The sequence below is a fragment of the Litoribacillus peritrichatus genome, from assembly GCF_039537985.1.
GTDB lineage: Bacteria > Pseudomonadota > Gammaproteobacteria > Pseudomonadales > Litoribrevibacteraceae > Litoribacillus > Litoribacillus peritrichatus.
In genome coordinates this window covers 756,135-781,905 of the sequence record NZ_BAABBN010000007.1, presented here as the reverse complement: position 1 = coordinate 781,905, position 25,771 = coordinate 756,135, and the positions used below count along the sequence as shown (strand labels likewise).

General features: G+C 46.6%; 28 protein-coding genes. 15 read left to right on the top strand and 13 right to left on the bottom strand.

The features are described 5' to 3' along the window. A partial coding sequence (locus tag ABD744_RS13175) for a putative Ig domain-containing protein (RefSeq protein WP_344798971.1) occupies window positions 1-2,209 on the bottom strand: 2,209 nt, incomplete at its 3' end. 295 nt (window positions 2,210-2,504) lie between these two features. Between ABD744_RS13175 and ABD744_RS13170 the strand changes: the two genes are divergently transcribed. Next, window positions 2,505-2,885 (top strand): hypothetical protein, encoded by a 381-nt coding sequence (locus ABD744_RS13170; RefSeq protein ID WP_344798970.1) that lies wholly within the window; start codon window positions 2,505-2,507, stop codon window positions 2,883-2,885. A gap of 38 nt (window positions 2,886-2,923) precedes the next feature. Here the strand turns inward: ABD744_RS13170 and ABD744_RS13165 are convergent, their stop codons facing one another. Together ABD744_RS13165 and ABD744_RS13160 are read right to left on the bottom strand one after the other, a co-directional pair. Further along, window positions 2,924-3,202, bottom strand: coding sequence for a type II toxin-antitoxin system RelE/ParE family toxin (locus ABD744_RS13165; RefSeq protein ID WP_344798969.1), 279 nt, complete (start codon window positions 3,200-3,202; stop codon window positions 2,924-2,926). Between the two features lie 3 nt (window positions 3,203-3,205). Continuing rightward, window positions 3,206-3,484, bottom strand: coding sequence for a type II toxin-antitoxin system TacA family antitoxin (locus ABD744_RS13160; protein WP_344798968.1), 279 nt, complete (start codon window positions 3,482-3,484; stop codon window positions 3,206-3,208). Window positions 3,485-3,665: 181 nt separating this feature from the next. Here ABD744_RS13160 and ABD744_RS13155 point away from each other — a divergent pair, with 181 nt between their 5' ends. Further along, window positions 3,666-4,328: a hypothetical protein gene (locus ABD744_RS13155; RefSeq protein ID WP_344798967.1), complete on the top strand. Its 663-nt coding sequence runs from the start codon at window positions 3,666-3,668 to the stop codon at window positions 4,326-4,328. 175 nt (window positions 4,329-4,503) lie between these two features. Beyond that, window positions 4,504-4,926 (top strand): CBS domain-containing protein, encoded by a 423-nt coding sequence (locus tag ABD744_RS13150; RefSeq protein WP_344798966.1) that lies wholly within the window; start codon window positions 4,504-4,506, stop codon window positions 4,924-4,926. A 60-nt stretch (window positions 4,927-4,986) separates the two neighbouring features. On the opposite strand, the gene ABD744_RS13145 is transcribed toward ABD744_RS13150, so the two are convergent. Then, entirely contained in the window at window positions 4,987-5,904 is a 918-nt protein-coding gene (locus ABD744_RS13145; RefSeq protein WP_344798965.1) for an isochorismatase family protein, read from the bottom strand. A gap of 140 nt (window positions 5,905-6,044) precedes the next feature. Between ABD744_RS13145 and ABD744_RS13140 the strand changes: the two genes are divergently transcribed. Further along, on the top strand, window positions 6,045-6,980 hold the full coding sequence (locus ABD744_RS13140) for a GlxA family transcriptional regulator (protein WP_344798964.1): 936 nt from the start codon (window positions 6,045-6,047) through the stop codon (window positions 6,978-6,980). Window positions 6,981-7,029: 49 nt separating this feature from the next. Here ABD744_RS13140 and ABD744_RS13135 read toward each other — a convergent pair whose 3' ends face one another. From ABD744_RS13135 to ABD744_RS13125, 3 genes are all read right to left on the bottom strand, one after another. Continuing rightward, the gene (locus ABD744_RS13135; RefSeq protein WP_344798963.1) at window positions 7,030-7,365 is read right to left on the bottom strand and encodes a hypothetical protein; all 336 of its coding nucleotides are present in this window, start codon (window positions 7,363-7,365) and stop codon (window positions 7,030-7,032) included. A 128-nt stretch (window positions 7,366-7,493) separates the two neighbouring features. After that, window positions 7,494-8,279: a substrate-binding periplasmic protein gene (locus ABD744_RS13130; RefSeq protein WP_344798962.1), complete on the bottom strand. Its 786-nt coding sequence runs from the start codon at window positions 8,277-8,279 to the stop codon at window positions 7,494-7,496. 111 nt (window positions 8,280-8,390) lie between these two features. Further along, complete coding sequence (locus ABD744_RS13125; RefSeq protein WP_344798961.1) at window positions 8,391-9,377, bottom strand: GlxA family transcriptional regulator; 987 nt, start codon at window positions 9,375-9,377, stop codon at window positions 8,391-8,393. A gap of 143 nt (window positions 9,378-9,520) precedes the next feature. Here ABD744_RS13125 and ABD744_RS13120 point away from each other — a divergent pair, with 143 nt between their 5' ends. Further along, complete coding sequence (locus ABD744_RS13120) at window positions 9,521-10,000, top strand: nuclear transport factor 2 family protein (RefSeq protein ID WP_344798960.1); 480 nt, start codon at window positions 9,521-9,523, stop codon at window positions 9,998-10,000. A gap of 98 nt (window positions 10,001-10,098) precedes the next feature. Here ABD744_RS13120 and ABD744_RS13115 read toward each other — a convergent pair whose 3' ends face one another. The 3 genes from ABD744_RS13115 to ABD744_RS13105 all read right to left on the bottom strand — a co-directional run bounded on the left by ABD744_RS13115 (window position 10,099) and on the right by ABD744_RS13105 (window position 11,812). Continuing rightward, complete coding sequence (locus tag ABD744_RS13115; RefSeq protein ID WP_344798959.1) at window positions 10,099-10,677, bottom strand: NAD(P)H-dependent oxidoreductase; 579 nt, start codon at window positions 10,675-10,677, stop codon at window positions 10,099-10,101. Window positions 10,678-10,754: 77 nt separating this feature from the next. Beyond that, complete coding sequence (locus ABD744_RS13110) at window positions 10,755-11,108, bottom strand: MerR family transcriptional regulator (RefSeq protein WP_344798958.1); 354 nt, start codon at window positions 11,106-11,108, stop codon at window positions 10,755-10,757. Between the two features lie 32 nt (window positions 11,109-11,140). After that, window positions 11,141-11,812 (bottom strand): DUF2959 domain-containing protein, encoded by a 672-nt coding sequence (locus tag ABD744_RS13105; RefSeq protein WP_344798957.1) that lies wholly within the window; start codon window positions 11,810-11,812, stop codon window positions 11,141-11,143. 182 nt (window positions 11,813-11,994) lie between these two features. On the opposite strand from ABD744_RS13105, the gene ABD744_RS13100 reads away from it, so the two are divergent. Further along, entirely contained in the window at window positions 11,995-12,570 is a 576-nt protein-coding gene (locus ABD744_RS13100; RefSeq protein ID WP_344798956.1) for a class I SAM-dependent methyltransferase, read from the top strand. A gap of 51 nt (window positions 12,571-12,621) precedes the next feature. On the opposite strand, the gene ABD744_RS13095 is transcribed toward ABD744_RS13100, so the two are convergent. The 3 genes from ABD744_RS13095 to ABD744_RS13085 form a co-directional block, all read right to left on the bottom strand. Then, on the bottom strand, window positions 12,622-13,605 hold the full coding sequence (locus tag ABD744_RS13095; protein WP_344798955.1) for a ribose-phosphate diphosphokinase: 984 nt from the start codon (window positions 13,603-13,605) through the stop codon (window positions 12,622-12,624). After that, window positions 13,602-15,113: a thymidine phosphorylase family protein gene (locus ABD744_RS13090; RefSeq protein WP_344798954.1), complete on the bottom strand. Its 1,512-nt coding sequence runs from the start codon at window positions 15,111-15,113 to the stop codon at window positions 13,602-13,604. Before ABD744_RS13090 ends, ABD744_RS13095 begins: the two co-directional genes overlap by 4 nt. A 146-nt stretch (window positions 15,114-15,259) precedes the next feature. Next, window positions 15,260-15,961: a tRNA (adenine(22)-N(1))-methyltransferase gene (locus ABD744_RS13085; protein WP_344798953.1), complete on the bottom strand. Its 702-nt coding sequence runs from the start codon at window positions 15,959-15,961 to the stop codon at window positions 15,260-15,262. A 163-nt stretch (window positions 15,962-16,124) separates the two neighbouring features. Between ABD744_RS13085 and ABD744_RS13080 the strand changes: the two genes are divergently transcribed. From ABD744_RS13080 to ABD744_RS13040, 9 genes are all read left to right on the top strand, one after another. Next, window positions 16,125-16,586 (top strand): GNAT family N-acetyltransferase, encoded by a 462-nt coding sequence (locus ABD744_RS13080; RefSeq protein WP_344798952.1) that lies wholly within the window; start codon window positions 16,125-16,127, stop codon window positions 16,584-16,586. A 90-nt stretch (window positions 16,587-16,676) separates the two neighbouring features. Beyond that, window positions 16,677-17,753 carry a DUF2860 family protein gene (locus ABD744_RS13075; protein ID WP_344798951.1) on the top strand — a complete coding sequence of 359 codons (1,077 nt, stop codon included), beginning with the start codon at window positions 16,677-16,679 and terminating at the stop codon, window positions 17,751-17,753. Window positions 17,754-17,807: 54 nt separating this feature from the next. Next, entirely contained in the window at window positions 17,808-18,806 is a 999-nt protein-coding gene (locus tag ABD744_RS13070; RefSeq protein WP_344798950.1) for an alpha/beta hydrolase family protein, read from the top strand. A gap of 24 nt (window positions 18,807-18,830) precedes the next feature. Continuing rightward, entirely contained in the window at window positions 18,831-19,013 is a 183-nt protein-coding gene (locus ABD744_RS13065; protein WP_344798949.1) for a hypothetical protein, read from the top strand. A 20-nt stretch (window positions 19,014-19,033) separates the two neighbouring features. Further along, window positions 19,034-20,938: an Ig-like domain-containing domain gene (locus ABD744_RS13060; RefSeq protein WP_344798948.1), complete on the top strand. Its 1,905-nt coding sequence runs from the start codon at window positions 19,034-19,036 to the stop codon at window positions 20,936-20,938. A gap of 346 nt (window positions 20,939-21,284) precedes the next feature. Then, the gene (locus ABD744_RS13055) at window positions 21,285-23,651 is read left to right on the top strand and encodes a fatty acid cis/trans isomerase (RefSeq protein WP_344798947.1); all 2,367 of its coding nucleotides are present in this window, start codon (window positions 21,285-21,287) and stop codon (window positions 23,649-23,651) included. Window positions 23,652-23,862: 211 nt separating this feature from the next. After that, window positions 23,863-24,153 (top strand): hypothetical protein, encoded by a 291-nt coding sequence (locus tag ABD744_RS13050; protein WP_344798946.1) that lies wholly within the window; start codon window positions 23,863-23,865, stop codon window positions 24,151-24,153. A gap of 299 nt (window positions 24,154-24,452) precedes the next feature. Continuing rightward, on the top strand, window positions 24,453-24,785 hold the full coding sequence (locus tag ABD744_RS13045) for a hypothetical protein (protein WP_344798945.1): 333 nt from the start codon (window positions 24,453-24,455) through the stop codon (window positions 24,783-24,785). A 386-nt stretch (window positions 24,786-25,171) separates the two neighbouring features. After that, window positions 25,172-25,684 (top strand): DUF2938 domain-containing protein, encoded by a 513-nt coding sequence (locus ABD744_RS13040; protein ID WP_344798944.1) that lies wholly within the window; start codon window positions 25,172-25,174, stop codon window positions 25,682-25,684. Window positions 25,685-25,771: the final 87 nt, after the last annotated feature.

Genomic DNA, 25,771 nt, shown 5'->3' with positions numbered 1-25,771 from the left:
CGTTATTGGAATCGTCCGGATCACTGACCGTCACCTGATAGCTGTATTGAATGTCTTCCGTTGCCGAAGTGGACGCCGTAGACGTAATCGTTGGCGCATCATTCACCGCCGTCACCGTGACGGTAAAGTTCTCGGTATCCGCCGCTGCACCGTTCTCCCCACCGTCCGCGACTGTCACCGTCACAGAACCGGAGGTAGACACCCCTTCCGTGGCCGTCCAGGTAATTAAGCCAGTGTTCGAAACCGTCATCCCACTCGGTTCACCCGACAGCGAAAACGTCAAATCCGTACCGTTATTACTGTCATCCGGGTCATTGACCGTCACCTGATAGCTGTATTGAATGTCTTCGGTGGCGGTGGTGCCTGCTGTTGAGGTAATGGTGGGTGGGTCATTTTCTGCGTCCACCGTGATCGTGAAGTTTTCTGTATCGGCCGCAGCGCCATCTTCGCCGCCGTCACTGACGGTTAATGTAACATTACCCGAAGTGCTCACCCCGTTGGTTGGCGTCCAGGTAATGAGCCCGGTGCTGGACACCACCATCCCCGTCGGTTCATTACTCAACGCAAAGGTAATGTCCGTGCCGTTATTGGAATCGTCCGGATCACTGACCGTCACCTGATAGCTGTATTGAATGTCTTCCGTTGCCGAAGTGGACGCCGTAGACGTAATCGTTGGCGCATCGTTCACCGCCGTCACCGTTACGGTAAAATTCTCGGTATCGGCCGCAGCACCATCTTCACCGCCATCGGTGACGGTCACCGTTACCACACCCGAGGTGGTGACTCCCTCCGTAGCCGTCCAGGTAATGAGTCCGGTAGCAGAAACAGCCATATCACTGGGTTCACCGGACAGCGAAAAAGACAAATCCGTGCCATTATTGCTGTCATCCGGATCAGTCACAGATACTTGATAACTGTATTGAATATCTTCGGTTGCGGTGGTGCCTGCCGTCGAAGAAATCACAGGCGCATCGTTGACGGTATCCACCGTCACAGTAAAGTTTTCCGTATCCGCTGCCGCGCCATCTTCACCGCCATCGGACACCGTCAGCGTAACCGTACCAGAAGTTGTCACCCCTTCCGTTGGCGTCCAGGTGATCAGACCGGTTGTAGACACCACCATGCCAGACGGCTCATTCGATAATGCAAAGGTAATGTCCGTCCCGTTGTTGCTGTCATCCACATCCGACACGGTGACCTGATAGGAATACTGCTGATCTTCGGTGGCCGCTGTGCCCGCCGTGGAAGTGATACTCGGAGGATCATTCACCGCCGTTACCGTCACAGTAAAGTTCTCAGTATCCGGACTGGCACCATCTTCACCGCCGTCCTGAACCTGAACCGTCACAGCACCGGAAGTGGTAACGCCCTCGGTGGGTGTCCATCGAATCAGCCCAGTCGAAGTCACCGTCATTCCGGTGGGTTCATTGCTTAACGAAAAGGTTAAATCCGTACCGTTATTAGAATCATCGCTGTCAGAAACCGTCACCTGATAACTGTACTGGATGTCTTCGGTCGCAGCGGTTCCCGCCGTAGACGTGATGGTTGGTGCGACATTACAGGCGTCAGTCGCAAAATTTAATGTTGAACCATTATCTGAACCGACCGAATTTGTGCCTTCCAGACGAAAAAAATATGTGGTGCCACAACTCAAGCTGGTTTGGGTAGCCGCCACCGAAGGGGCAGACTCTCCACCGCCGGTGCCTGAAGGCGATGTTGCCGACTTAGTATTCGTTAAACTGTTTGACGCCGTACCGTATTTAAATTCAACCGTGGTATTGGCACCGCCTTCGCTGACTGTGCCGTTGAAGGTCGCCTGATATTTTGAAACCGAAGACGCCGCACTTGATGTCACCTCCGGTGCCGCATTTTCTGCTTTGCCATCTGTGATCCACTGCGCAATCAAGCTCATTTCAGAAGCGTTCAATGAACCCGAAGGCGGCATAGTACCCGCATTGACTCGGATGCTGGCACGTTCAGCATTATCGGAAGAAGTGGCATTGGCGTACGTATCAAAATCCACCCCGTCAGGCGCAAAACTTCGGGCAACACCGCCAACCAAAGAGCTGCTGTGACAATTGATGCAGGCATTTTCAGAATTACTGCTGAACACATCCGAAAACACGCCATCGGTGCCATCGTAAGTCACCGTCGCATGAACCTGAGAACCGATAGAAAAAAGAAAAAAGAAACGTAAGAGATTTTTCACTGACTCACCGACCGAAGTAACATTACGTTACTTTCAGTCTAGCCAGTGATCTTCAACACGAAGTTCGATTAAGTTATTAAAATTCGAACTCTCACTCCCAAATTAGGAGCTTTTGTGAGAGGGTTGTACATAGCCATCAACTTTCGGCAAAGCCGTTGCCATTCTACCGGACATAACATCTAATAATAACTAAAGGCCATGGACAGAAACTTTTTTCTCTTGTCCATTCTGGGCATAAGACTCGCCGAAAGCACTCTCTAAGCTTTACGGTATGCATTTACAAAAAGGAACGCAGATGGAACTCACTAAATGGAAAGAGCTATGGATTTCAAACCTTGAGTCTGCGACAGATCAAAAAGCAAAACATATCAACGACTTGTTTCTGGATAAAATCACCTGGGAGCAATTCTGTGAAATTAACATTTCAAACGTTGTATTACCTGAAGGGAAGTGTCCCTGTCTCTTCATAGCGATCTCTAAAAGCCCAATCACAGCAAACGATTTAAAAGCAAATGGCGTTGGCCTGATTGAGAAGTTTCCCAGAGAAAATTCAGAAGATCGATTCTTTTATTGCCACCGTTGCAGTCAACTGTGGCGAGAACAAGAAATTTCATCAGGGCACCAGTGGCTTCACCGCTTGTACCCAGTCAGAGATGTACAAAGTAAAGAAAATTAATTGATAAACACCACTTAATTTTGTTGTTTCAACGGTCATTACCCGTCAGGAAACTGTTGTTTCTGGTGAAGCACCCTCATGATGCGAATGACTGAATTATCAATCCAATACGAAACAACTATAGATACTTCGGGAATGATGAGTAATCGGCCTCTTACACCATCACGCTCTACACCCATCAACGGCTGTTGAAGTAAATTTTCAACCTTCTGTTCAATGATGCTATCCGTTTTATCAGCCGCAACAGGGTTATGACCATATAGAAACTCAAATATTTTTTCGCGATCGTTTAGAGATTCCTCTTCCCAGTAAATCACTCGCTATCCTCGATTACGGATTTTTTCTTTACGCTCTCTCATGCTTAATTTAGCCTGCTCATGTTCAACAAAAACAGACTCTCCTGATTCAAGCTTTTCAAAAGCCAAATTTACTTGCTCCGTCAGCCAAGCGTCATGAGACAAAACCTTACGCTGCTGGTCAGCCAGCGTTTCGGTAAGTTCACGGCAAGCATCGCTTAATGTTCGCCCCTGACTTTCAGCCATTTGTTGAGCTAAGCGCTTTGTTTCCTCATTAACTCGAAATTGAATTCTAGTATCCATATACAGACCTTAGCTTATGCGTACACACAAATGTTAGCACACAGAAATTAACCAGAACAGAATGGATGTTTTAACCTTTTCCAAAACCAGATTATTTAGAATTGAACCCAGATAAAAAGTGCTAACCTAGTTAGGTAAAACCTTTGACCCCTTTACCCTCTAAACTTAAGGAAGAAGCAAATTGTCTCAAGATCTTTATACAATAAGTCTTATTATTTCATGCCTAGCATTAATTGTTTCCGCTGCGACAGCATGGCTTACGTTATTTCGAAAAGGCAAGTTAGTTATGACAATGCCAACTGTAGTTTTCTTCGGCCCCGATGGTTCAGCATTCGAAAGCCAAAACAACAAGGTTTACTTACGAACATTACTGTATAGCACTGCAAAAAAAGGCCAGGTAATTGAAAGTCTTCATATCTCTCTGCAACGAAATGAGTCGAAGCAAAACTTTAATATTTGGGTTTATGGAGAAAAAGGTGATTTAAAACGAGGTAGCGGCCTTTTTATCCCCCAAGAAGGAGTCACTTTTGACCATCACTTTTTATTACCTGAGGACGGGGCTAACTTTAAATTTTTATCAGGTACATATAGTTTGGTTGTGTACGCAAAAATTGTTGGCAATAGCTCCATACAACAACTTTCATCAGTAAACTTAAGCATTTCTGAAAACCAAGAGAGCCAATTATCTAAACAAAACACTGGAATATATTTTGATTGGGGGCCAGACCAACAATCTTATTACTCACACGTCAGTACCAGACCCGAACAAGAGCTAGATTTAGAATCTAAATTATTTGATTTAATGAATAAAAAAAGAATACTAACTCAGTCAACCTTAGACTAAGTACCTTAGTATCTAACGAATCATCCCCGGGGAGAAAAACATTATTTTTTGCCCGGATTCGACATCACCAAAACTATCACTTCAATAATATTAATTAATTTTCACTATCTTAACTCATCACGTAGTCTGTTTTTAACCATCCCAACCCCAATGTTTCAAATTAAGAGGCAAGCAGATGATTAATAACAGAGTCGAACATCACATGAGGCAAGTAAGCCGCCAGTCAGCCATTAGCATTCACTGCGATACATCGTTGGCCGATGTCATCAAAGCCTTGGATGAGTACCAACTGAGCGGTGCTCCGGTGGTTAATCAAAACAACCAGGTAATTGGTTTTATTTCGGAATACGACTGCCTGAAAGCCATATTAAAAAGCAGTTACCATTGCGACGAGCCAGCAATTGCCAAAGACGTGATGAGCAAAGCGGTTGTGACTGTGCGTCCGAACGACAGCGTGGTTGACCTGGCCATCGCCATGCTCGATAAAAAACCAGAGATTTATCCTGTCACCGAGAACAGTGAGCTGGTTGGCTTAATCACTCGTCAAGATGTGCTGCATGCGTTACAACAGAATCAGGCTCTATGTAATCGACAATGAATCCTGTGATCACTTGAGCGCAATTCAATCCCCGTTGAATTGCGCTCTCCGCTTCGCTATTTAACTGATGACTTCGAAGTCGTCTTCCGCCAATTTGCAGCTTCCGTCTTCTTGTAACACCCACAGCTCTTTATGAATCACGCCACCGGCGTTGTTCATTTTCCACTGCGACTTTAGCAAAACGCGCTTCGTATCCAACACTTCGAACGAGGGTGAAATGTATTCAACGTCTTTAAAACCGTCCTTTATCAGGTTTCGCCAAAAACTCAGAATATCCTCACGCCCTTCATAGCGTCCGAACGGTATTGCATTCATCACAGCATCCGCTTGGTATTGATCAGCACAACCCTCGGCGTCACCTGCATTAAATGCCTTTTGCCATTGTTGACTGGCTGCTTTCGCTGCCGCCACCAGCCGTTCCTGTTTCAACTCTTCCACCAGCGAATCCGTTGAGTTCACGGTTGCGTAGGCAAAGGCCAAAGAAGCCATGAATACCGCGTGTACTTGCTCAGCGGTCACCGTCAGCCCATTAAATTCCTGATCTCGGGTGGTGCAGGCATCGTGCGCCACAGAGCATTGATAACCCATATCCGCTGCCGCTCTCACTACTGCATCAATGCACATGTGACTCATGGCTCCGACAATTACCAAGCTCGAAACATCCAACGCTTTCAAGGTTTGGTGCAACTCTGTATCAAGAAAACTGTTGATTTGCTGTTTGGTGATCACTGTTTCCCCCGAGGTAGGCGCAAGCCATTCATGAATCTCCATACCTGCGGTGCCAGCAACAAAAAACGGGGCATCTTCTGCGCCCTGATGACGGACATGTATCACAGGAAGTCCCTGTCGTCTGAACTCGGTTAGCAGCTTTACTGCTTGTTGGGCCGCTTCTTCGGTTTTATTCAGTGGCCACTTGGCACCTTCAAAACCAGGAAAATAATCATTCTGAAAATCAATCAATAACAATGCCGTCTTCATCTTTAGTACTCTCTTATCTGCTGTTTGGGTTGTTCGGTTTTATGCCTTAAATTTCATGAGGTTTATTATTGCGGTTTCTTTAAAAGGGCATTAAAGTCAAAAACAACATATACCGAGTCAAAACTGACAAACTATTAATCATGACCCATTCCGATATTCAAATAGCCATCATTGATTACCCTGGAGCAATGCAATCTGCTCTGATGGGGCTACAGGAAATGTTCACTCTTACCAACGGCTTGTGTGATAAAAACAGCCACAATGCCCGATTTCACACCACGATCGTGAACGAAACTTCGCGGCAAGAAGCCTCGCAAGATCAAACCATCTATCAAGTGGTCATCATTCCTCCTGACTTGGGAGGCTGCTTTCATTCGAAACCTTCGGGCACGTTAACGAACTGGATTCATGTACAACATCAACAAGGGGCAATTATTTGCTCTTCTTGCGCGGGTACTTTGGTCCTTGCGGAAATGGGTTTATTAAAAAATCGTCGGGCGACTACCCACTGGAACCTGGCCGACAAATTCAATGACCTGTACCCGGAGACACAACTGGATGTGGAGAAAATTCTGATCAATGATGGCGACATCATCACCGCAGGCGGTTTAATGTCTTGGTTGGATCTCGGATTGGAGTTGGTTGCTCAGCTCACACAACCTTGCATCATGCGACAATTAGGCAAATTACTGATCGTAGATACGGGTTCCAGAGAACAAAAATACTATCAAAGCTTTTCGCCTAAACTCGATCACGGTGACAAAGCCATTTTAAAAGCTCAGCATTATTTACAAACCCATTACGCTCAGCCTGTCTCCGTCAGTCAGCTTGCGGCTCTGTCATGCTTAACCGAACGGACGTTTCTGAGGCATTTTGTGCAGGCAACCCGTCACAAACCCAACGATTATTTACAGCGTTTACGCATTCAGAAAGCCTGTGATCTCATTGAGTCTTCGGCCGCTACCTTTGAAACCATTGCGATGGATGTGGGTTATGAAGACAATTCAGCGTTTCGGAAAACATTCAGAAAGATCACCGGGTTAACCCCAAGTGAATTTAAGAGACGTTTTGCGTGAAAAACACGTTTGCATGGATAAAACGTTTGCAAAAATAAAACGACAGCTGCTAATTGAGTACCACTGAGAAATAGCGATGAATCCACTCATACAGACTGTCTGATGTTAAGTCGTTAAACGGGATTTCTTCAAACTGCCCTTCAGGATCTTTATCCCGGTAAGCAAACTGATAGCGCACCAGTTCAGGTTGTTGGTCGTGTAAAATCAAAATAATGCGTTTATTGGTTTTTAAACAGTCGATGGTCATGACATCCGCAGGTATGCCACTTTTTCGCATGTTTTGGCTGACGCCGACCACAGGATCAAGGTCTGAGAAATTCTGTTGAATTCGGGTATGGGCTTCGGTGGCAATGTCAGAAAGTTTGGACAGCTGTGCGGTAATCAATTAGATCTCTCTTACGTTCGGAAAGTCAACAAACATAAACGATACCAGCTTTTATTGATTTAGAGTACAAAAGTCATTCCGAGAGAGCCCTGTCAGCTGAAACATAGTCATAAGGTAATCAACTGCGTCTATGGCAAGCCAGCTTGAGTCGGTTCATCCGGGCGATACAGCCCCGCTTGATTGTCTTCCAGAAATTTCTGATATTGGCCTGTTGCTCTTAATGCAGACAAACCTTGATTAAATAAATCTATGTAGCGCTGCGCGCCGTCGACATTTTTAGAGATGATCAAAAAGTACGGTGTTCGCCGAAAAGGCCGAGTGTAAGTCAGTTTCATGATATCTTCTGAACTAAAGTGAGTTCTGAGCGTTTCCATGCCCACCACTTGTTGTAATGGAAATAAGTCTATGCGTTTGGCTAACAGTTTCCTGAAATTATTCTCATCGTAAGTGGCAACTTCAACATTGAACACCCCTTCTTTTTCCAGACGGGCAAACTCATCGCCATGATAATACGAGCGAGTGTAACCAATTCGATATTTACTAAGATCATTCAGGGTGCCCCATCTTATTTCCTTTGATGCCAGATGAAAAAACACCGTCTCATCAAAAATAACAGGATCAGAAAAGATAAAATTCTTAACACGCTCCTCCGAAGACGACCAAACCACTGAACCTTGCCAGTCCACACCAAGCTGAGCATTTTTATAGGCCCTCGCCCAAGGAAAAAAGCCATATTCAACATCCACCCCGGCGCGCTTAAACGCCTCTTGAACAATATGGGATACAACGCCTTGATGCTTATAACTTTTAGACAAATACGGTGGCCAGTCGCCATTGGTTAATTTAATGGTCTCAGCATGAACGCTGAACGCCGCAACAACCATCAATAACAGTGCAATTAAGGCACGACACATAAACCCGAAACTCAATAAGAGAAAAAGTAATCAACTGATTAACTACTTTAGCCCTCTAATGATTTTTTAACCACCATCAACGATAACAAGCGGAAATTCTTTCAATGATATTCAACGCCCACCAAACTTGGCTCGGTATTCAGTAGGAGATACGCCCGTGTGGCGCTTAAAGATTTGTCGGAAAAAACGAACGTCTTCATAACCGGATGACACAGCCACCCGCTCAATCGTTGTGTTTGTGGTTTCCAAAACCACTTTCGCCATTTCAACCCGAACCGCTTGAATGTAAGCCAGCGTGGATTCGCCCGTGGCCTGCTTAAATCTGCGTTTAAACTGTCGCTCACTCAAGTTGGCCTGACAGGCTAAATCCGCCACCGTAAAATGCTCTGACGCATGTTGTTGCAACCAGTCCTGAGCATGATGGACAGCCTTATCTTGGTGCTGCCTGGAGGGGTTAAAATGCGCATATTGCAATTGAGTATGTCGATCCAAATCCACCAGCACCGCTTTGGCACACTGGTGTGCCACGGCATCGCCATAATACTTACGTATTAAAAACAACGTCATATCCTGATAGGCACTGGCACCGCCGGAACACATGAGCGCCCCATCCTGTGTGATCATTTGTTCATGTTGTAATTGCACATTAGGAAAACGATCCCGAAACAATCGTTCACACGCCCAGTGGGTCGTAGCTTTCTTACCATCTAACAAACCGGTAGCAGCCAATAAAAACGCGCCGGTACATAAACTGACAATTTGGGCACCGGCTTGATACTGGGCACGAATCCAAGCCAAAGTATTTTCATCAAACGGCTTTTGACGAAGCGCCGGATGACCAATCGCCGCAACAATGAGCACGTCGGTCGTCAGCACCTCATTCATCGTACGGTGTGCGGTCAGCTTGAGGCCGCCCAAACAATCAATTTGAATGTCCTGCTCCGTTACGACTTCAACCGTCATCGCCTCCGCTTTCTCTTTCGTTTTTGTTTTCGTGTTTGTTTTCGAAAGCACACCGTTCGCATAAGCAAGAATTTCCAGCGGCCCGGAAACCGATGACAAAGGACAACCCTGAAGAGCCAACAAAGTAACGCGCATCGTTTTTCACCTCAACTGACGAGAGACTCAAGGTCGCACAACAACGACCCAAACACAACCCATAGTTGTCATATACGCCACTACGACTAATCGCCGGTAAGGTCTAAGATGATCATTAATAATCACTCCGAAGGCTATGAACCATGAACAACCATAAAACATTGATAGAAAGCTTCTACCGGGCATTTCAACAAAAAGACTACAAAACCATGGCCGAATGCTATCACCCGGAGGCTTACTTCAAAGACGAAGCCTTTGAATTAACAGGCAAGGAAATCGGCGCCATGTGGCACATGTTATGTGAACGCGGCAAAGACATGACAATGGCGTTTTCAGTGCAGGACCAATCCGGCAAAATTACCGCCCACTGGGAGCCGAAATACAGCTTTAGCCAAACCGGTCGCTTCGTGCACAACATCATAGATGCCGAGTTTGAATTTAAGGACGGCAAAATCATCAGGCACATAGATCAGTTCAATTTCTGGCGATGGAGCCGACAAGCGCTTGGTTTGCCCGGAGTTGCCTTGGGCTGGTCCTCGTTTCTTCAGAACAAAGTCAGTTCGATGGCAATGAGCAACCTGAAGAAATTTGTGACTAAACACCCCGAATATCGTGATGAATAAATGATCAATAAATAAAGCGAACCGTCGGCATAAGAACCCTCAAGCCAGATCACTTGAGGGTATGTTGCATAACAAGCACTTTTACACGATCAGATATATCAGGCGCCTAATCCACCTAATCGCTCAACCTCTTTGGTCCAGGCAGCTCGTTGAGTGTCAGTGGATGAAATGATCGGGCCAATCAGCTTGGTTTTTACCGGCTGAAAGCCGCAGAACTTCAACGTTGCTATTTTCAGCTCCTTGACCGCCGGTGCACCTTGCACCCATTTATAGAACCAAGGCGGGGTATCGAGGGTAATAATGACGCGAGCGGTTTTACCCACCAACAACTGATCAGGCATGGTTTTGCCTTCCTGATACTGAAACGCAAATCCAGGCAATAAACTACGATCAATCAACCCTTTGAATTTGGCAGGAATGCTGCCCCACCAAATCGGTGTGAAAATCACCACGTGTTCGGCCCAAGTCAGTGAAGCCTGAAAGTCAATTAAGTCCTGCTCCATCGTATGAACCTGGTCATACCCTTGGTTCAAATCTGGATTAAACTGCAATTGAGACAATGACACGAGCGCCACTTCGTTCTTTTGAGAGGCTTGTTGAACGTAGCTATTGGCCAGACTTTCGCAGAAACTGTTCGCTTTCGGGTTGCCACAAACAACCAGGATTCTTTTAGACATAACGGACTCACCATGTTGAAAATGATGAGTGTAACGTCTGCCCCTAAGGGCAGAGTCAAGCCTCTTTTAATGCAGACTCAAGTCAATTCGGGACAAGAATCAATGCCCTGAATACAGGCATCAATCTGACTTAATTGGGCAGCCAGAATGGCCTGCTGTTCCAGCAAACGGTTCTTATGCTCCATCAAATAGCCCTGAACTTTTTGCCAGTTCACCTGACCTTGCTCGTACACCAGCATGGAATTTAACTGGTTTAAGGTAAAACCCAGCGCTTTCGCCTCTTTGATCAGCGTTAAAATATCCACATAGCTTTCATTGTACACCCGATAGCGGCCAACCCGGGAGGGTACAGGAATCAAGCCTTTTTCTTCATAGAGCCGAATGGCTTTGATGGATAACCCGGTCTTATCCGCAACCTCACCAATGTACATATTCAGCCCTCAACCAAGCACAACAACCTTTATTAGCCTTCCGACAGCGATTTAATGAACGACTCCGATTCTTTAATGGAATTTTCCATCTCTTTCACTAATCGGGCCACATCGCCCTGAATACTTTTCAGTTCCCCTTTCAGAGCGTTAATCGCCTGAGCATTCAGGTTATGCTTTAAAAACAGTACCTGATCCTGAAACGCAGCCAACACCGGTGCCATTTTCTGCTCGGAGCGTCTCATCGCCTTGATCAGAGTTTTGTATTTACGCTTCGTTGCAGACAACTTCTGAGCACTTTGTTGGCGGAGTTTCGCATTCGAATACAAAGACAGCTCGTCTTCCCACTCGTCAAACAACGCTTCAGACACCTCTTCAACGGCATCAATGCGATCAGAAACGGCAGCGGCGGACGTCTTACTGTCTTCGTATTCATCGTTCAGTAACTCGTACTTATCCACCAAGGCCTGGTTTTCGATGGTAACGACCGATTGATACTGGGCCAGTGCGGAAGCAAATTGCTCTTTGGCTTCGGATTGAGCGTCTTTCGCCTCTTCCACCCGATCCACCAAAATATCCCGTTTATGGATGCCCACTTTTTCCATCGCGTCGTAATACACACTTTGGCAGCCACTGAACAGAACCGGCAAAATTAAGAACGTAATTAACTTTAAAACGGATGAATAACAACAATTTCCCTGTTTCATAGATCAACTCTGGTCTAAAAATAATAGAACGCATCATACCAGCTGATCTCAGAATTGCAGCGACCCATTACCAAAGCACATCACAAATTACCCGATTTCAAACTGAAAGAAAGTTGCAGCAAAACCAGACCAAAAGGCCAATCTAGTTTACAATCCACGCTCCACAAAAAGGACACACCTGAATGCTCATCGAATCCCTGTTCGTTACAATCGTTTTAGTCGTGATTTCTTCGATTGTCTGGACAACGCTTGTATTGGGAATCTCACCGATGCCGAGTTCTAAAAAGGCCTATCAAGGGGTGCTGGAACTTATTGAAAATACCGGTACAGGGCCAATAGTGGATTTGGGCAGTGGTTGGGGAAACCTGGTGATTCGGCTCGCCAGAACGTATCCCCAGCGCCAGATCGTAGGTTTTGAGCTATCGTTTGCACCTTGGTTATTCACTCTGGTGATGATCAAACTGCTGGGCTTAAAGAACCTAAAAGTACACCGTAAGAACTTTCTGAATATTCGACTCAATCAAGTGAACGTCATTGTCTGTTACCTCCACCCCAAAGCAATGAAGGCCATACAGGACAAGATCTCAACGGGTGCATACCAAACGGAATACTTAGTCAGCAATAACTTTGCGCTTCCCGGTCAATCGCCGGAACAAACCCTGACTCTGACCGACTTTTATCGCTCTCCGGTTTACCGCTATAAAATCTGCGAAGACTCTGTAACACAGAGCCCTCCACGGACAACCAAGCGTTTTTAGTGCTTTGTCCAAAAAACGAAAAGCTCACCCAGATCAGCAAGCGTTATCGGCTTACTGAGCCAGTGCCATAGGATATGGCTCAAGGCTGGTGTCCTGAACCAATTCCAATGTTCTCACCCATCGGCCAAAGGCATCCGCCCACAACTTCACCATATTAATTTGAGCGGTAGGGTGCATTAACGTGTTACAACTCACCACTTGTGCAGCCCCCGACTCTGTTAATAACCCCACACAGGCATCAGAAAACAACGGATGCACGCCAATGCACACGGGAGGATTCATACCTGAAGCAATCAAACTGCCCACGGCTTTCGCCATCGTCTGGCCCGTTGAAATAATGTCGTCCACCAATACTGGCGTCTGATTTCTATGACTTTGATATTTTGGCAAACTCACCTCCACATCACGATCACCCGAGCGCTCTTTCAGTAATACTTCATAATCACAGCCAACCATACCAGCCACGTCAGACACCCATTGTTCACTCTCCATGTCCGGGCCAACAATCAACGGGTTTTTAACGTTCGCTTTAATCCAGTGCGCAATCGCAGGCGCCGCCGGCACAATATGAGTTGGGATGGAATAAATCTCAGACAAACAATCGTATCGATGTAGGTGTGGGTCTGACGTCATCAACCAATCAAAACTTTGGCTCATCAACTTCGCAAAATGGCGAGAAGTCACACATTCCCCCGGCTTAAAACGAATGTCCTGCCGCATATACGGTAAGTAAGGAATTAAACAGCCGACACTTTCCGCCCCCAGCTCTTTGAGGTTTTCCGCCATAAAAATCCATTGCAAAAATTGCTCGTCAGGAACAGAAGCATCAATCAATAACACGCAATGCAAACCCGCCACATCACTGAGCACATTCAGGTAACTTTCACCATCCGGAAACCTGCGTATTTCTGTTTCACCAAACTGAACTTCATCCTTAATACTGCTTTTACCGTTTTTCTGATTAAACTCTAGCCGCTCAATAAACTGATTCGCTGTAGCGGTATCCATACCCATATTAAAAACCATAAATGTCATACTGATTCTCCTGAAACCTGACAGCATTCTGTATGTTGACTCAAAAAATCCAACGCATAAGCCATTTCACCTTGTGCGTCTGCGTGTAACCGAAACAAAGGCTGTCCTTTTTCGACACGATCACCCAAGCGCACCAGCATTTCTAAGCCGGCCGCTTTAGAGTTTGGCGCACCGGCAAGGCACGCTAACTGAGAGAGGCAACGATTATTAAAGTGCGTGACGATACCCGCCTCTCTTGATAAGTACTCAGATTTAAATTTAGCCTCTGGGATCTCTTTTATGCCACCTTGCGCTTCACAAATGGCCAAAAACTTGCGATGTGCGGCCCCCGACGCCAAAGTAGCTCTGGCTGTTGCCACACCCTCACCCGGTTGGGCCACATTCGCCATTTCTAAAATTTTTCCTGCTAAAAACAAAGACCTGTCCCTTAAATCCTGAGGCGCCTCCTCACTGTTATTTAAGACCGATAAAATATCTTTTGCCTCTAAAGCAGGGCCAATTCCTTTGCCAACGGGCTGATTTCCATCTGAGCGGTGTACTAAGACCGTCATTCCTAATGCTTTTGCAGTATATATAAGCTTAGCTTCCAGGCACTTAGCTTGCTCAAACGAGCGCACTTTGGCTGTGGGGCCGACCGGAATATCAATCAGCACATGAGTTGATCCCGCCGCCAGTTTTTTGGATAACACCGAAGCCACTAATTGGCCCTCGCTGTCCAGATTGAGCGCCCGTTCGATTCGAATGATCTTATCGTCCGCAGGGCTCAGGCTGACGGAGCCTCCCCACGCTAAACAACCGCCATGCTCATCCACCACCGCTTTCATTTGCTGCCGACTTAATTCAACGTTGGTCAGTACCTCCATGGTATCCGCCGTCCCTGCTGGCGAAGTGATGGCCCTGGAAGACGTTTTCGGCATGGTTAAACCGTTGGCAGCAACAATTGCCACCACAATCGGAGTCGTCCGGTTGCCAGGCAACCCACCCACACAATGTTTGTCCATCACTATGGGCAGATCCCAATCTAATCGTTCACCCACGTCAATCATGGCGCGGGTTAAACAGGCGGTTTCCTGATTGGATAAATTATCTGATGCACAGGCCGCCACAAAAGAAGAAAGTTGAATATCAGAATATCGCCCCGCCTGAATGTCTCTGACAATCTCAAGAAACATCGAATATTCCAGATCGCCGCCATACAGTTTACTGCGAACATACGACATGGAACTGACGGGTTGCGCATGATTGATGTCTACCTGCTCGCCCTCCTTTAGCCCCAAAGCCAACCAGGCAGACTCTGAAAACGCCGCCTGATTGCGGTGCAACAACGAATCATGCGCCAGATTAACCGTCGCAATGATGGTGCCCCGAGCCGACGTCACTTCCACCCGGGACAAAGCCGTAAAACCTTCCGAACCCACAATATGGCAGTGGGCGTTAAGGTATACGATCCGCTCCTGATGGCTATCAACGCCCAGGCGAATCGCTTCCAACCGGTTGTTCTCTGTCATTCTGAAAAATTTATATCCTTGAGGTCATAAGTTAATCTTCATTCTCTTCAATATAGTTTGCCTCAACAGAGCATGAATTAACCCACATCAATAATCATGGATTCATTTCAGGCATCCTATAACTGAGCTTTCAATCGCACAGAAAATCAAAATTTGGAAGGTTCCGCCGACAACAGTTCAGTGTAAGCGTCGATCACATCATTCACCTGTTGAGCCGGGTTCTGCTTCATACGATGATAATGGGCGAGGGTTTCTTTCAAATACCGTTGATCTGCTGGTCTGGATAAATCCCACATGTCAGAGCCCACCAACGACAAAGGTTCATGAGAGTTTTTTGCCACATGGATTATTTCATAGAACCGCTTATTTTCTTCGACAAGCTGCTCATTCACTAAACCAAAACCCCGCGCCACCAGCGCTTGTCGTACTTTGTAATTGTGATGCACGGGGCACAGCAAAAACTCAATCAGACAGCCCCGGTTATTCTGTTCAATGGCCTGAATCAGCTCCACCAAAAGATCGCCCCCCACCCCGGCAATGATCACCAAGTGAGACGCATCTTTGGCATATTCTGTTGAGGTTATGGGGAGTTTTGCAACGTCCAAACAATGCACTTGCCACTTACCGTGAGTCTCACTTGCAGACAACTCAACATTTAAGCGGGCAGAAACCTCGTTCATTAAGGCCGGAACAATGTCCACCAAATGCACGATACCAAGCGAATACTTATCCCTTTCGGTTAAAAAAGATTGCCCCAAATAACCGTGATCACAGCAACAATCCCAGAGGTGGTCGTAGGGTTTCTGTACCATGTTTTGAATTGCCTGAAGGCGTCGACTGAGCTTCAAAGGGGGTCACTCACATTAACTCGTTAACACAAAAAGATGCATTTTATCGTTTGTTTTCCGGCCCATAGTGCAATAAAGTGCCTGCCCCAACGATTCGGCCACTTTTTAGGTTCTCTAATCACAGGTCAGAATTCACAGGTCAGAACAGGTTTGAGATCACACCATGATAGATTGGCAAATAGTACCCTTTGAGCAGTTAACTTTGAATCAACTTTATGACGTGATGAAGTTACGCCAAGACATCTTTGTGGTCGAACAAAACTGTCCATACCATGATCTGGACAACCTGGACCAACAGTGCGAACACCTGATGGCGTTCGAAGACGACCAGCTGATTGCTTACACCAGACTGATCCCTAAAGGCATCGTACACCAAGACTATTCAGCCATTGGCCGCGTGATTATCTCTCAAAAAGCACGAGGCAGAAAGTTAGGCTATGAATTAATGGAACGTTCCATTGCGGCACTCAGAGCACAATACCCGACCGTTGCCATTAAGATCGGCGCACAACAGCATTTGGAAAATTACTACGCCAAAGTGGGGTTCAGAACCATCTCAGACATGTATCTGGAAGATGATATTCCGCACATTGATATGCTGCTGGACGACCAACCTGCGGAATAAACAGCGACCCGCTTCTTAAGTTTTCCTTAATCTTGGTTGCGATAGCGTGAATACAAATTGTATTCAACCCCATTGAACAGGAATGGAACCATGGGCGCTAACCAACCAGTAACATCCTCAGTTACAAATTTTGCAATTCCAAGAATAGCAATTCAACAACGTCTCTTACTGATCAGCCTGATAACAACCCCGTTATCGGCCTCCTTCGCGACCGAACTCACTGAACCCATTGAACCGGGTTTCAGCGGCTATGTTCAGGCAAGTGCACTGATTTCTGAGTCAAAATCGTTATCTGGCGTGAGCGATGACAATGAAACCATTGACTCTCTCAACCAACGCGCCGACTCCGTAACAAGAGCGTTGCCAATTCTCTTATTCGAGCTGAATTACGGGTTTGAAAATCAACAAACCCAGCTCTATGTCGGCACGCCGGAAGACAACATCACGGAAGGCAACCCCTTGTTTGAAATAGGCATTCGACATCAACTGAAGGATGGCACCTTATTAACGGCAGCGCTGCTACCCAAAATGCCGGGATTCGATGAGGTTTGGCAAGACCCCTATCAAACCGGCGCCAAACGGAAAGAAACAGACGCGCAAATGGAAGGATTTTACTTCGCCTCTGATTACATCTTAGGCGGACCTGTCTCACTCAGGTACGCCTTCGCCCAACTGGACGTGGACAAAGAGCGGTCAGGACAATCTCTGATCAACCAGCCCAGTGGCATTACTGCTGAGGAAAGCAAACAACTTCAAAGAGACGCCGATATTCATCAGGTACAGCTGGATTTTACTTTACCTCTGATGCACTACCGCTTATTTGTTGTCCCTTCTTTACTATACACAACCGCCGAAGCCGACGGTGCTGCGTTCGATTTTGACCGCTGGGGTTTAGAACTTCACACGCTCTACACCACAAACGCACTGGAACTCACTGCAGGTGTGAGCTACGCATCGTCCAAATACGACACCCGCCACCCGGTATTTAACCGAACACGGGAAGATGATCGAGTCTCAGCCCTTGCCGGAATAGGGTTTATTGAACCGTTTAACTGGCAAAACATACGGCTGGATGCCATGGTCAGCTATTCCGAGCGCGATTCCAACATCGCTTTTTATGATTCAGATTCGACCATGGCCATGGTCGGTATCGCCTATTCATTTTGATCAATCGCTTTAAAGCAACCATTTGAACAACATCACCCTATGGGAGCGAATTCAATGAAACGTTTTTTTTGGCTACTTTTCACTTTGATTTTATCTGTTCCAGTCCAGGCGCAAATCATCACTTTTGCTCATGGTGATAATCAGCTTCAAGGCCATTATCTGGCCGCAACAGACAACCTGCCAACCAAAGCGGTACTGTTATTCGTTCATGGTGATGGCGAAATGCCTTACGACGCCAAAGGCTTCTATGAACTCATCTGGCACCCGTTACGCGAACAAGGTTACGCCATTTTCAGCTGGGACAAAGCCGGTGTCGGCGGCTCATCCGGCAAGTGGTTAAATCAATCCATGAAAGATCGTCAGGAAGAAGTGGCTGCCGCAATCGAAGCCATTCAAAGCCGATACCCTTTTTCAGCGCACAACACCGGGTTACTCGGCTTCAGCCAAGCCGGCTGGGTGGTTCCCGCTTTGGCCAACGCCTCCACAAACATAGGTTTTGCGGTCGGGATCGGCTTTGCCACCAATTGGGTTCAACAGGGAGAATATTTAACCCTCACACGAATGATGCAGGCCAACGCCAGCCCATCCGAAATCAAACAAGCCATCCACGCACACCGGGAGCAAATCGCTTTCTTTGATCGTTCGCCCAGTTATCAGGAATATTTGCAACAAGCGGGCAATAACCCCATGAGCGAAAACCGTTTTCAGTTTGTGCTGAAGAATTATCAAGCGGACGCCTCTCAGGATTTCAACAACATTCAATTACCGGTGCTGCTGTTATGGGGGGATTCAGACCTCAACGTCGACGCCAGCCATGAGCTGAACCTTTGGCAACACAGACCCAATCCAAACAACCATGTGGAAACCCGGATGATTGCCAATGCAACCCATGAAATGCTCAGGGCAGACTTGTTTAACGAATCCGGTTACGGCATCGGCATGTGGTTAAAAATGATGTTTCTGGAGGAAGACGCGTTAGCCCCCGACTTCCTGCCAACTTTGATTAAATGGCTGAACGTTCAAACTCAGCCCCCCTCCATCAACAAACTTTAAAAGAAATTCGCCAAGGAAGGCATTATGTCAATCAACAACAAAACGCCGATGTTCCTGACCTCGCCTTTTCTGGAACAACCTCCGCCTCAAGCTGTGTTAAGACCGGGAGCCAAACTCTCGAAAAGTAAACAGCTGGAACACAGCGTTCGCAACGGTATTGCAATTGATAACCAATTGCACAACAATAGTGCGCTCATGCTTTTTTGATTTATAAGGACATAGATATTATGAAGCACTTGCCTACTGCTGCCTGCTTTTCACCAATACTTTTAAGCACCTTAATTCTGACCGGCTGTAGCGGAGGCGGCGGTTCCTCCAGTGATCCCGCACCACCTGCGCCAGAGACCTTCCTGTCATCGTTAACCCCCACCGGCAATGCCACAGGCATTGAATTGGACACCAACGTCGCGGGCACGTTTTCCAAAAACCTGCTGGCCAGCTCCGTTGGCGAGCAAAGCCTGACGGTCAGGTTAAATAATGAGCCGCTTGATACCAATGCCACGCTGGATCAAACCGGAAAAACAGTTCAGGCTGAAGTCGCATCAGAAATGGGCTTATTGTGCCAATACACCGCAACCCTCAGTGGCAACATCAGTGACCAGCAAGGTAACACCTTAGGCAACGATTACTCCTGGCGATTCACCACCCGCGATGGCCAATGGCAAAACGCTCAAACCATCGTTAATGATAATAATGTCTTCCAAGTCTATCTGAACCACGTAGAAACCTATGAAAACGGCAACGCCCTTTCCTTGTGGTCCAATGAAGTAGGCCTTTTACAGGGAAGCGTGTACGCCAGTCATTACGACCACGAGAATAATCAGTGGCAGGCACCGTTCCAAATCAACACCCCAGGTACAGACTTAAACGGCGGCAAAGTCGCCACCAATGATCAAGGGGATGTGTTGGTTGTCTGGCGGGCACAAACGCAAAATACTTACCACCTCCTTGGCCGTTACTACCGCGCAAGTACGGGCCAATGGAGTGCGAATCAGCAGCTTGCCGAAAGTAATGGTCAGGTCGATGGCCGATTTGATGCAGCCATAGGCCAGGACGGTGTCGGTTATGTGACTTGGTCACAAACTAACTTAAATAATGATTACGACCTGTATGTCTCTCGCTACCAACCTGAAACAGGCTGGCAGGCCGCAGAAATTAATCTAAACTCCAACGAAGACGACTATGCCCCGCGCATTGCCGTCGATGAAAATAATTACCTCACCTTACTGTGGCTGAACATTTCACCCGAGACGCCAACTCAGGCCGACATTCATACCCGTTTGTTCGTCAACAATGAAGACGTCAATGGCGGATGGCAGCCCACGACGGCATTCGATGTCGATGTTTCTGACAACACCAGCCACACCCTGATAATGAATGAGCAGGGACAGGTGTTGGTGACTTGGCGTGCTTTCGGAGGTCAAACATCCAACAGCTTATTTGCCCGCCACTTTGACCGGGTCATTAACCAGGACGAAAGCACTTATGGCGAATGGTCAGACATTGCCCTACTTAAAAACGGCACGGGAAGCATTGGTCGTGTCTACACCACACTGAACGAAGTCGGTGACGCCATTGTCACCTGGCAACAGGAAAGTAATATCGAAGACGCCGCTGCCACCCATGTTTTCGCCAACCGTTTTAACGCCGCCACCAACAGCTGGCTGACAACTCCGGTGGAGCTGGGCGCCGTTTCCGACATTCGCAGTAAAGATTTGACGAACAGCCAATTAATCTCCAATGACAACGGCAGTGCCATGATCACCTGGTCTCAACAAACGAATGATACTCACACCCTCTACAGCCGATCGTTCGATGTAACAACCAAGCAGTGGCAAGCCACCAAAACCATGCCCACCAACGACTACAAATTTGGCTCCGCCGACGCCATCATGGACGACCAGAATCACGTCTTATCGTTTTGGGTTCAGCGAACAAACGAAGTCGATAATCTCTTTGTCAGCCGCTACAACGCCTTCACTGAAACATGGGGAGAACCAACTCAGCTGAGCCAAAATCCACCGCTGATTCGTGATACCAACATGGCGACCGACAGCAAAGGCCGAACGATGCTGCTTTGGGAACAAGGCGAAGGCACCCAATCGGCAATTATGGCCCGACGATTTCAGTGATATTTCCTTTTAACTAACATCAACGCCCTGCATTCAGGCTGAACTGAAATCAGCAAGAAAGCCTGAGATGCAGGGCAAGCTTTAAAGCCAACCTTCGACGAACGGAATCCCATCACAAAAAACGCCTTACCTTAAAAATTCCTTAAGAAAACACCTGTACCATAATTTCAAATCAATTCACGTCAAATCAAGTAAAGTTAGGCTTACAGGCAGTTCATCTGTTGACTGGTTTTTTCTCAAATTTCTGCCGTAGTTTATCTCCCCAAATAAGCGGTCACCTTCCCTTTTAATTTCTGTTTTATATGCCAGAATACGCGCACTTACAGATCACGACAGATAAAAAATTATGCGTTCATTTAAATTAAGTTTGCACTGGCCTTGGTTATTATTTTTATTAGCAGGTTGTGCTGGCGTGGGCATCACCCAATATGACCCATTGAGCGAACTTTACGGTCAGGCTGCCCCCAAAAACCGGATGGTGGAACCGGAGTCCTCCGCTGGTCAGCACTATTTAAGTGAAGTAGAGCCCATCATTGAACAGCGGTGTGTGGTCTGCCATGGCTGTTACGATGCTCCTTGCCAATTAAAGTTATCCTCACCGGAGGGGATTGATCGTGGCGCCAGCAAAGACGTGGTCTACGATGGCACCCGAATACTGGCCAGTGACCCCACCCGCCTTGGCATTGATGCTGAGAACACCTTTGAATGGCGTCGAATGGGCTTCCATCCGATCCTGAATGAGCGTACACAAACCCCGGCGGTAAACCTTCAGGCAAGCTTGATGTATCAGTTTATCAGCCAAAAACAGCAACAACCGGCCACCACCGCCGAGCGTTTGAGCAATGACATCCCTCTGGGTTTAAATCACCCGGCGCAATGCCCGTCGCCTGTCGAATCACAAGATTACTTAACCGAAAATCCAAAACACGGGATGCCTTACGGCTTACCCGCCTTAGCCAACGAAGAATACACTGTCCTGACCCAATGGTTAGCCAACGGCGCCAACATGGCCAACCAGCCCAAGCTGACATCCCCTTATCTGGATAAAGTAGCGGAATGGGAAACCTTTCTGAATCAAGACGATTTGAAACATCAGTTAATGGCCCGTTACGTGTACGAACACATTTATCTGGCCCACTTGTATTTCACCGAGCTGGACAGCAACAACAATTCGAAACAACGCACCTACTTCAAGCTGGTGCGCTCAGCCACACCGCCAGGCTCGCCCATCAACAGGATTAAAACTCGCCGCCCTTATGACGACCCTGGCGTCCAGCGCGTTTACTATCGTTTGCAAAGAGAAGATGAAAGCATCCTGGCCAAGACGCACATGCCGTACACCTTAGACGCTGAGCGAATGAACTGGATCAAATCTCTGTTTATTGAGCCAAATTACACTGTGGCCTCATTACCAGGGTACGAACCCAAAGTAGCCGCCAACCCGTTCGAAGCCTTTAAAGACATTCCGAGCCAGTCTCGATATCGCTTCATGCTGGAAGAATCCCAATTCACCATCATGGGCTTTATCAAAGGCCCGGTGTGCCGTGGTCAAATTGCATTAAACGTGATCGATGATCACTTTTGGGTGCTGTTTATTGACCCGGACATTAACCCGGAAAACCTCGATAAGCTGATCAATACCCAGCGTGAGAATTTGATCCTGCCCGGCGAAAAACAAAGCAATGCAGGCGTCATTAAAAACTGGGTGGCATTTTCGGCGGCCCAAAACAAATACCTGAAAAACAAACTGCAGTTAATCAAATACCTGAGTGAGCAGGAAAAGCTCAATCTCGACCTCATTTGGGATGGCGATCGCACCAACGACAATGCGACGCTGACCATCTTCCGCCATTTCGACAGCTCCACCGTTTTGAAAGGGCTGGTCGGACAAGAACCCAAAACCGCTTGGCTGATCGACTATCCATTACTTGAACGCATCCACTATTTATTGGTGGCAGAATACGATGTGTTTGGTAACGTTGGCCACCAGGTGAATACCCGATTGTATATGGACTTCCTGCGCATGGAAGGCGAAGGCAACTTTCTTTCTCTGCTGCCTGCCGAAGAACGTAAAAAGCTGTGGCGTCACTGGTATCGGAACTCACAACAAGAAGTGAAAGAATTCGTATTTGGCCCGCGCGTTAACTTCGATGTAAAAACCAACATTGAATTCACAACCGAATCGCCGAAAACCGAATTGCTAAACATGGTACAAGCCAAGCTGGGCACCTTACAAACCAGCCCCCACAACCTGACCGATTCTGCGCTGGATCGTCGTCTTGCTAAACTAAAACAACTGCCGATAGGCGCACCCACCCTGATGCCGGAGATGGGCATCTTATCCATCGAAAACGAAGGCAAACTTGCGCTATACACCATCCTCAGAAACAGCGGTCACAGCAACATTGATAGCCTGTTATTTGAAGACAGCAACCGCCTGCCGGAAGAAGATTACCTGACCATCAACAAAGGCATCACCGGCAGTTACCCTGCGGCTTATTGGCATGTTTCTGCAGACAAGCTCGATCAGTTCATCCATGCCGTATCGACATTACAAACAGAAAGCGATTACGACCAACTGATGGATGAATTTGGTATTCGCCGCACCAACCCGGATTTCTGGGCGCACAGCGACCGAATTCATCAACAGTATTTAGAAGACCAACCGGATACGGCCGGTTTGCTGGATTACAACCGATTAGAGAATCGCTGATCCGGAATCCTATCAAACATTATCAGAACGCTGGCCTGTGATGGTCAGCGCCTCCAGTTCAGATATAAACCTGAAATGTCTTCATTCACCCACTCTACATCCAATTGATTTGTATCCGTTAGTATGAATAAATAGTTCATAAAACATGAAAATAAATGTACGAACGGATTTATGGAATTAAGAGTCAACGAACCTAAGGGAAATTATTTTTGTGAATAAACTAGAAGGTCTCAAGGTATCACTAGTCGATGAAAATTACATTGAAGATCTTAAGTTTTCAGGTACTAATGTAATAGCTACTATCGGCGTAAAAGGTGGGGCGATTTGTGCACCAATCTTATCTCTAGTGATTAATACTCCAACTTCAGTAACATTAAAGGCTCCTGATTTTAGTATTGAATGGAGAGAGATTGATATTGGCAGTGACTATATATCAGTGGTACGAAATGGCTTGCAAACAAAATACAAGATAGTTTCGTCTTATACCCAAAACATTTCGTAAGGCAGGTTTTACCTGAGTACGCCTCATATAATGTTTCGGACGATCAGCCCGATCATTAACACTCATTTTTACTTACGGCTTTTCTAGTCCTGCCCCCACAGTCAAGCACTTGCCAATCTCTTAAAGTTAACATCTAATAGCCGGATAATCACTACAGGTGGTGTCCTTCCTACAAAGGACTTTCACCTCATTAGTTAGTACCCATACCGTGCCTACACAAGCAGTTACAACAGGACCGAAAAACGCCTGTCTCGCTTCCACTTTTACCAACAGCAGAGCCTGACGTGGATTTTTTAACCATGAATTCAGAAGATAAATCGGAAGTTATCAAGAAGTATAAAAAGGGAGTTCTGCTAAGGAACTACTCAGGCCAACTTACGTACGAAATACCTAATTATTTGTATGAACAATATAAACCGGCTAAGAAAAAAATTGTTAAACAATTTAGCTTGTTTCCCTTTGGCTTTACTATCAATGGTCCGGATGAAGCTTTCCAAACGTGTCTTAAAGGTTCTAAGCGTATCGGCATCGAATGGGATGTATGGTCAGGGCTAATATTTGTGGCAAAAAATGAGCAGACTGAATCTCTAGTCAATGAAATTGTGGAGTTCTGCGAAAACAATGAAATATAATCGGGTAACCCAAGGCATCAAGCCACCAGCCTCACTTTCACACTGGGCCGCACAAGGTATGCCACTCAAGATAGAACCCATTGATCCACTCGCATACACTCACCTCCCAACAAAGCTAGTGACCCTCAGGTATTTCCATCGAATCCTGTACCACCCGTGGCTTTGATATGAGATTGAACCTTCGTGGTTTGAATTCAAAAAAACGACATAAAAAATCACGATCAGCTTTTTTAGAATAAATACCCAACACTCTATCCATCCAGAGTGATTAAAAAAAGAAGCAAACTCCCTCTTGACTTAAAGTTAACTTGAAGTTGTATCTTATCTCCAGTCGCTTTCTTAAACATCATTTACAGAATGATTACGACGTATAAAGGAGATAATTTATGCTGGCACTGACTGACACTTCAACCACTTTTTTTCTGGTTTTATTACTGGGGATTGGCGCAACGTTGGTGATGGATATATGGGCGTTTGCACTGAAAAGGTTGTGGAATATTCCTTCTCTAGATTATGCCTTAGTTGGGCGCTGGCTGGCCCATATGCCTAAAGGAATCTTATTCCACCAAAATATTTTAAACACCTCGCCCGTTCGTTTCGAAGGCTTTTTAGGTTGGCTGAGCCATTATCTGACAGGCATCATCTTTGCCGCAGGTTTGGTCTCTGTCGTCGGCTTGGACTGGCTGGTCTCTCCCACCTTTTTACCCGCGCTTCTGTTTGGTATGGCAACCGTCGTTTTTCCGTTTTTCGTCATGCAGCCCTGTTTTGGCTTTGGGATTGCCGCGTCCAAAACACCCAAGCCGATGATCGCCCGAAGTAAAAGCTTACTTACCCACAGCGTCTTTGGAGCGGGCTTGTACTTCACCGCATGGGCCATCAATTTACTTGGAAATTTCTGAACTATGTCCTAACCCTTAAAGCCTGAAGTCACAACGGAGAATCTTATGGAACACCGACCACCCAGCATTCTTATCATTCACTCAGTG

What these genes read in the sequence shown, in the direction of transcription:
- ABD744_RS13170 (WP_344798970.1), top strand. Translation starts at nt 2,505, where the DNA reads ATGGAACTCACTAAATGGAAAGAGCTATGGATTTCAAACCTTGAGTCT.
- ABD744_RS13160 (WP_344798968.1), bottom strand. Translation starts at nt 3,484, where the DNA reads ATGGATACTAGAATTCAATTTCGAGTTAATGAGGAAACAAAGCGCTTA.
- ABD744_RS13150 (WP_344798966.1), top strand. Translation starts at nt 4,504, where the DNA reads ATGATTAATAACAGAGTCGAACATCACATGAGGCAAGTAAGCCGCCAG.
- ABD744_RS13145 (WP_344798965.1), bottom strand. Translation starts at nt 5,904, where the DNA reads ATGAAGACGGCATTGTTATTGATTGATTTTCAGAATGATTATTTTCCT.
- ABD744_RS13140 (WP_344798964.1), top strand. Translation starts at nt 6,045, where the DNA reads ATGACCCATTCCGATATTCAAATAGCCATCATTGATTACCCTGGAGCA.
- ABD744_RS13130 (WP_344798962.1), bottom strand. Translation starts at nt 8,279, where the DNA reads ATGTGTCGTGCCTTAATTGCACTGTTATTGATGGTTGTTGCGGCGTTC.
- ABD744_RS13125 (WP_344798961.1), bottom strand. Translation starts at nt 9,377, where the DNA reads ATGCGCGTTACTTTGTTGGCTCTTCAGGGTTGTCCTTTGTCATCGGTT.
- ABD744_RS13120 (WP_344798960.1), top strand. Translation starts at nt 9,521, where the DNA reads ATGAACAACCATAAAACATTGATAGAAAGCTTCTACCGGGCATTTCAA.
- ABD744_RS13115 (WP_344798959.1), bottom strand. Translation starts at nt 10,677, where the DNA reads ATGTCTAAAAGAATCCTGGTTGTTTGTGGCAACCCGAAAGCGAACAGT.
- ABD744_RS13110 (WP_344798958.1), bottom strand. Translation starts at nt 11,108, where the DNA reads ATGTACATTGGTGAGGTTGCGGATAAGACCGGGTTATCCATCAAAGCC.
- ABD744_RS13105 (WP_344798957.1), bottom strand. Translation starts at nt 11,812, where the DNA reads ATGAAACAGGGAAATTGTTGTTATTCATCCGTTTTAAAGTTAATTACG.
- ABD744_RS13100 (WP_344798956.1), top strand. Translation starts at nt 11,995, where the DNA reads ATGCTCATCGAATCCCTGTTCGTTACAATCGTTTTAGTCGTGATTTCT.
- ABD744_RS13095 (WP_344798955.1), bottom strand. Translation starts at nt 13,605, where the DNA reads ATGACATTTATGGTTTTTAATATGGGTATGGATACCGCTACAGCGAAT.
- ABD744_RS13090 (WP_344798954.1), bottom strand. Translation starts at nt 15,113, where the DNA reads ATGACAGAGAACAACCGGTTGGAAGCGATTCGCCTGGGCGTTGATAGC.
- ABD744_RS13080 (WP_344798952.1), top strand. Translation starts at nt 16,125, where the DNA reads ATGATAGATTGGCAAATAGTACCCTTTGAGCAGTTAACTTTGAATCAA.
- ABD744_RS13075 (WP_344798951.1), top strand. Translation starts at nt 16,677, where the DNA reads ATGGGCGCTAACCAACCAGTAACATCCTCAGTTACAAATTTTGCAATT.
- ABD744_RS13070 (WP_344798950.1), top strand. Translation starts at nt 17,808, where the DNA reads ATGAAACGTTTTTTTTGGCTACTTTTCACTTTGATTTTATCTGTTCCA.
- ABD744_RS13065 (WP_344798949.1), top strand. Translation starts at nt 18,831, where the DNA reads ATGTCAATCAACAACAAAACGCCGATGTTCCTGACCTCGCCTTTTCTG.
- ABD744_RS13060 (WP_344798948.1), top strand. Translation starts at nt 19,034, where the DNA reads ATGAAGCACTTGCCTACTGCTGCCTGCTTTTCACCAATACTTTTAAGC.
- ABD744_RS13055 (WP_344798947.1), top strand. Translation starts at nt 21,285, where the DNA reads ATGCGTTCATTTAAATTAAGTTTGCACTGGCCTTGGTTATTATTTTTA.
- ABD744_RS13045 (WP_344798945.1), top strand. Translation starts at nt 24,453, where the DNA reads ATGAATTCAGAAGATAAATCGGAAGTTATCAAGAAGTATAAAAAGGGA.
- ABD744_RS13040 (WP_344798944.1), top strand. Translation starts at nt 25,172, where the DNA reads ATGCTGGCACTGACTGACACTTCAACCACTTTTTTTCTGGTTTTATTA.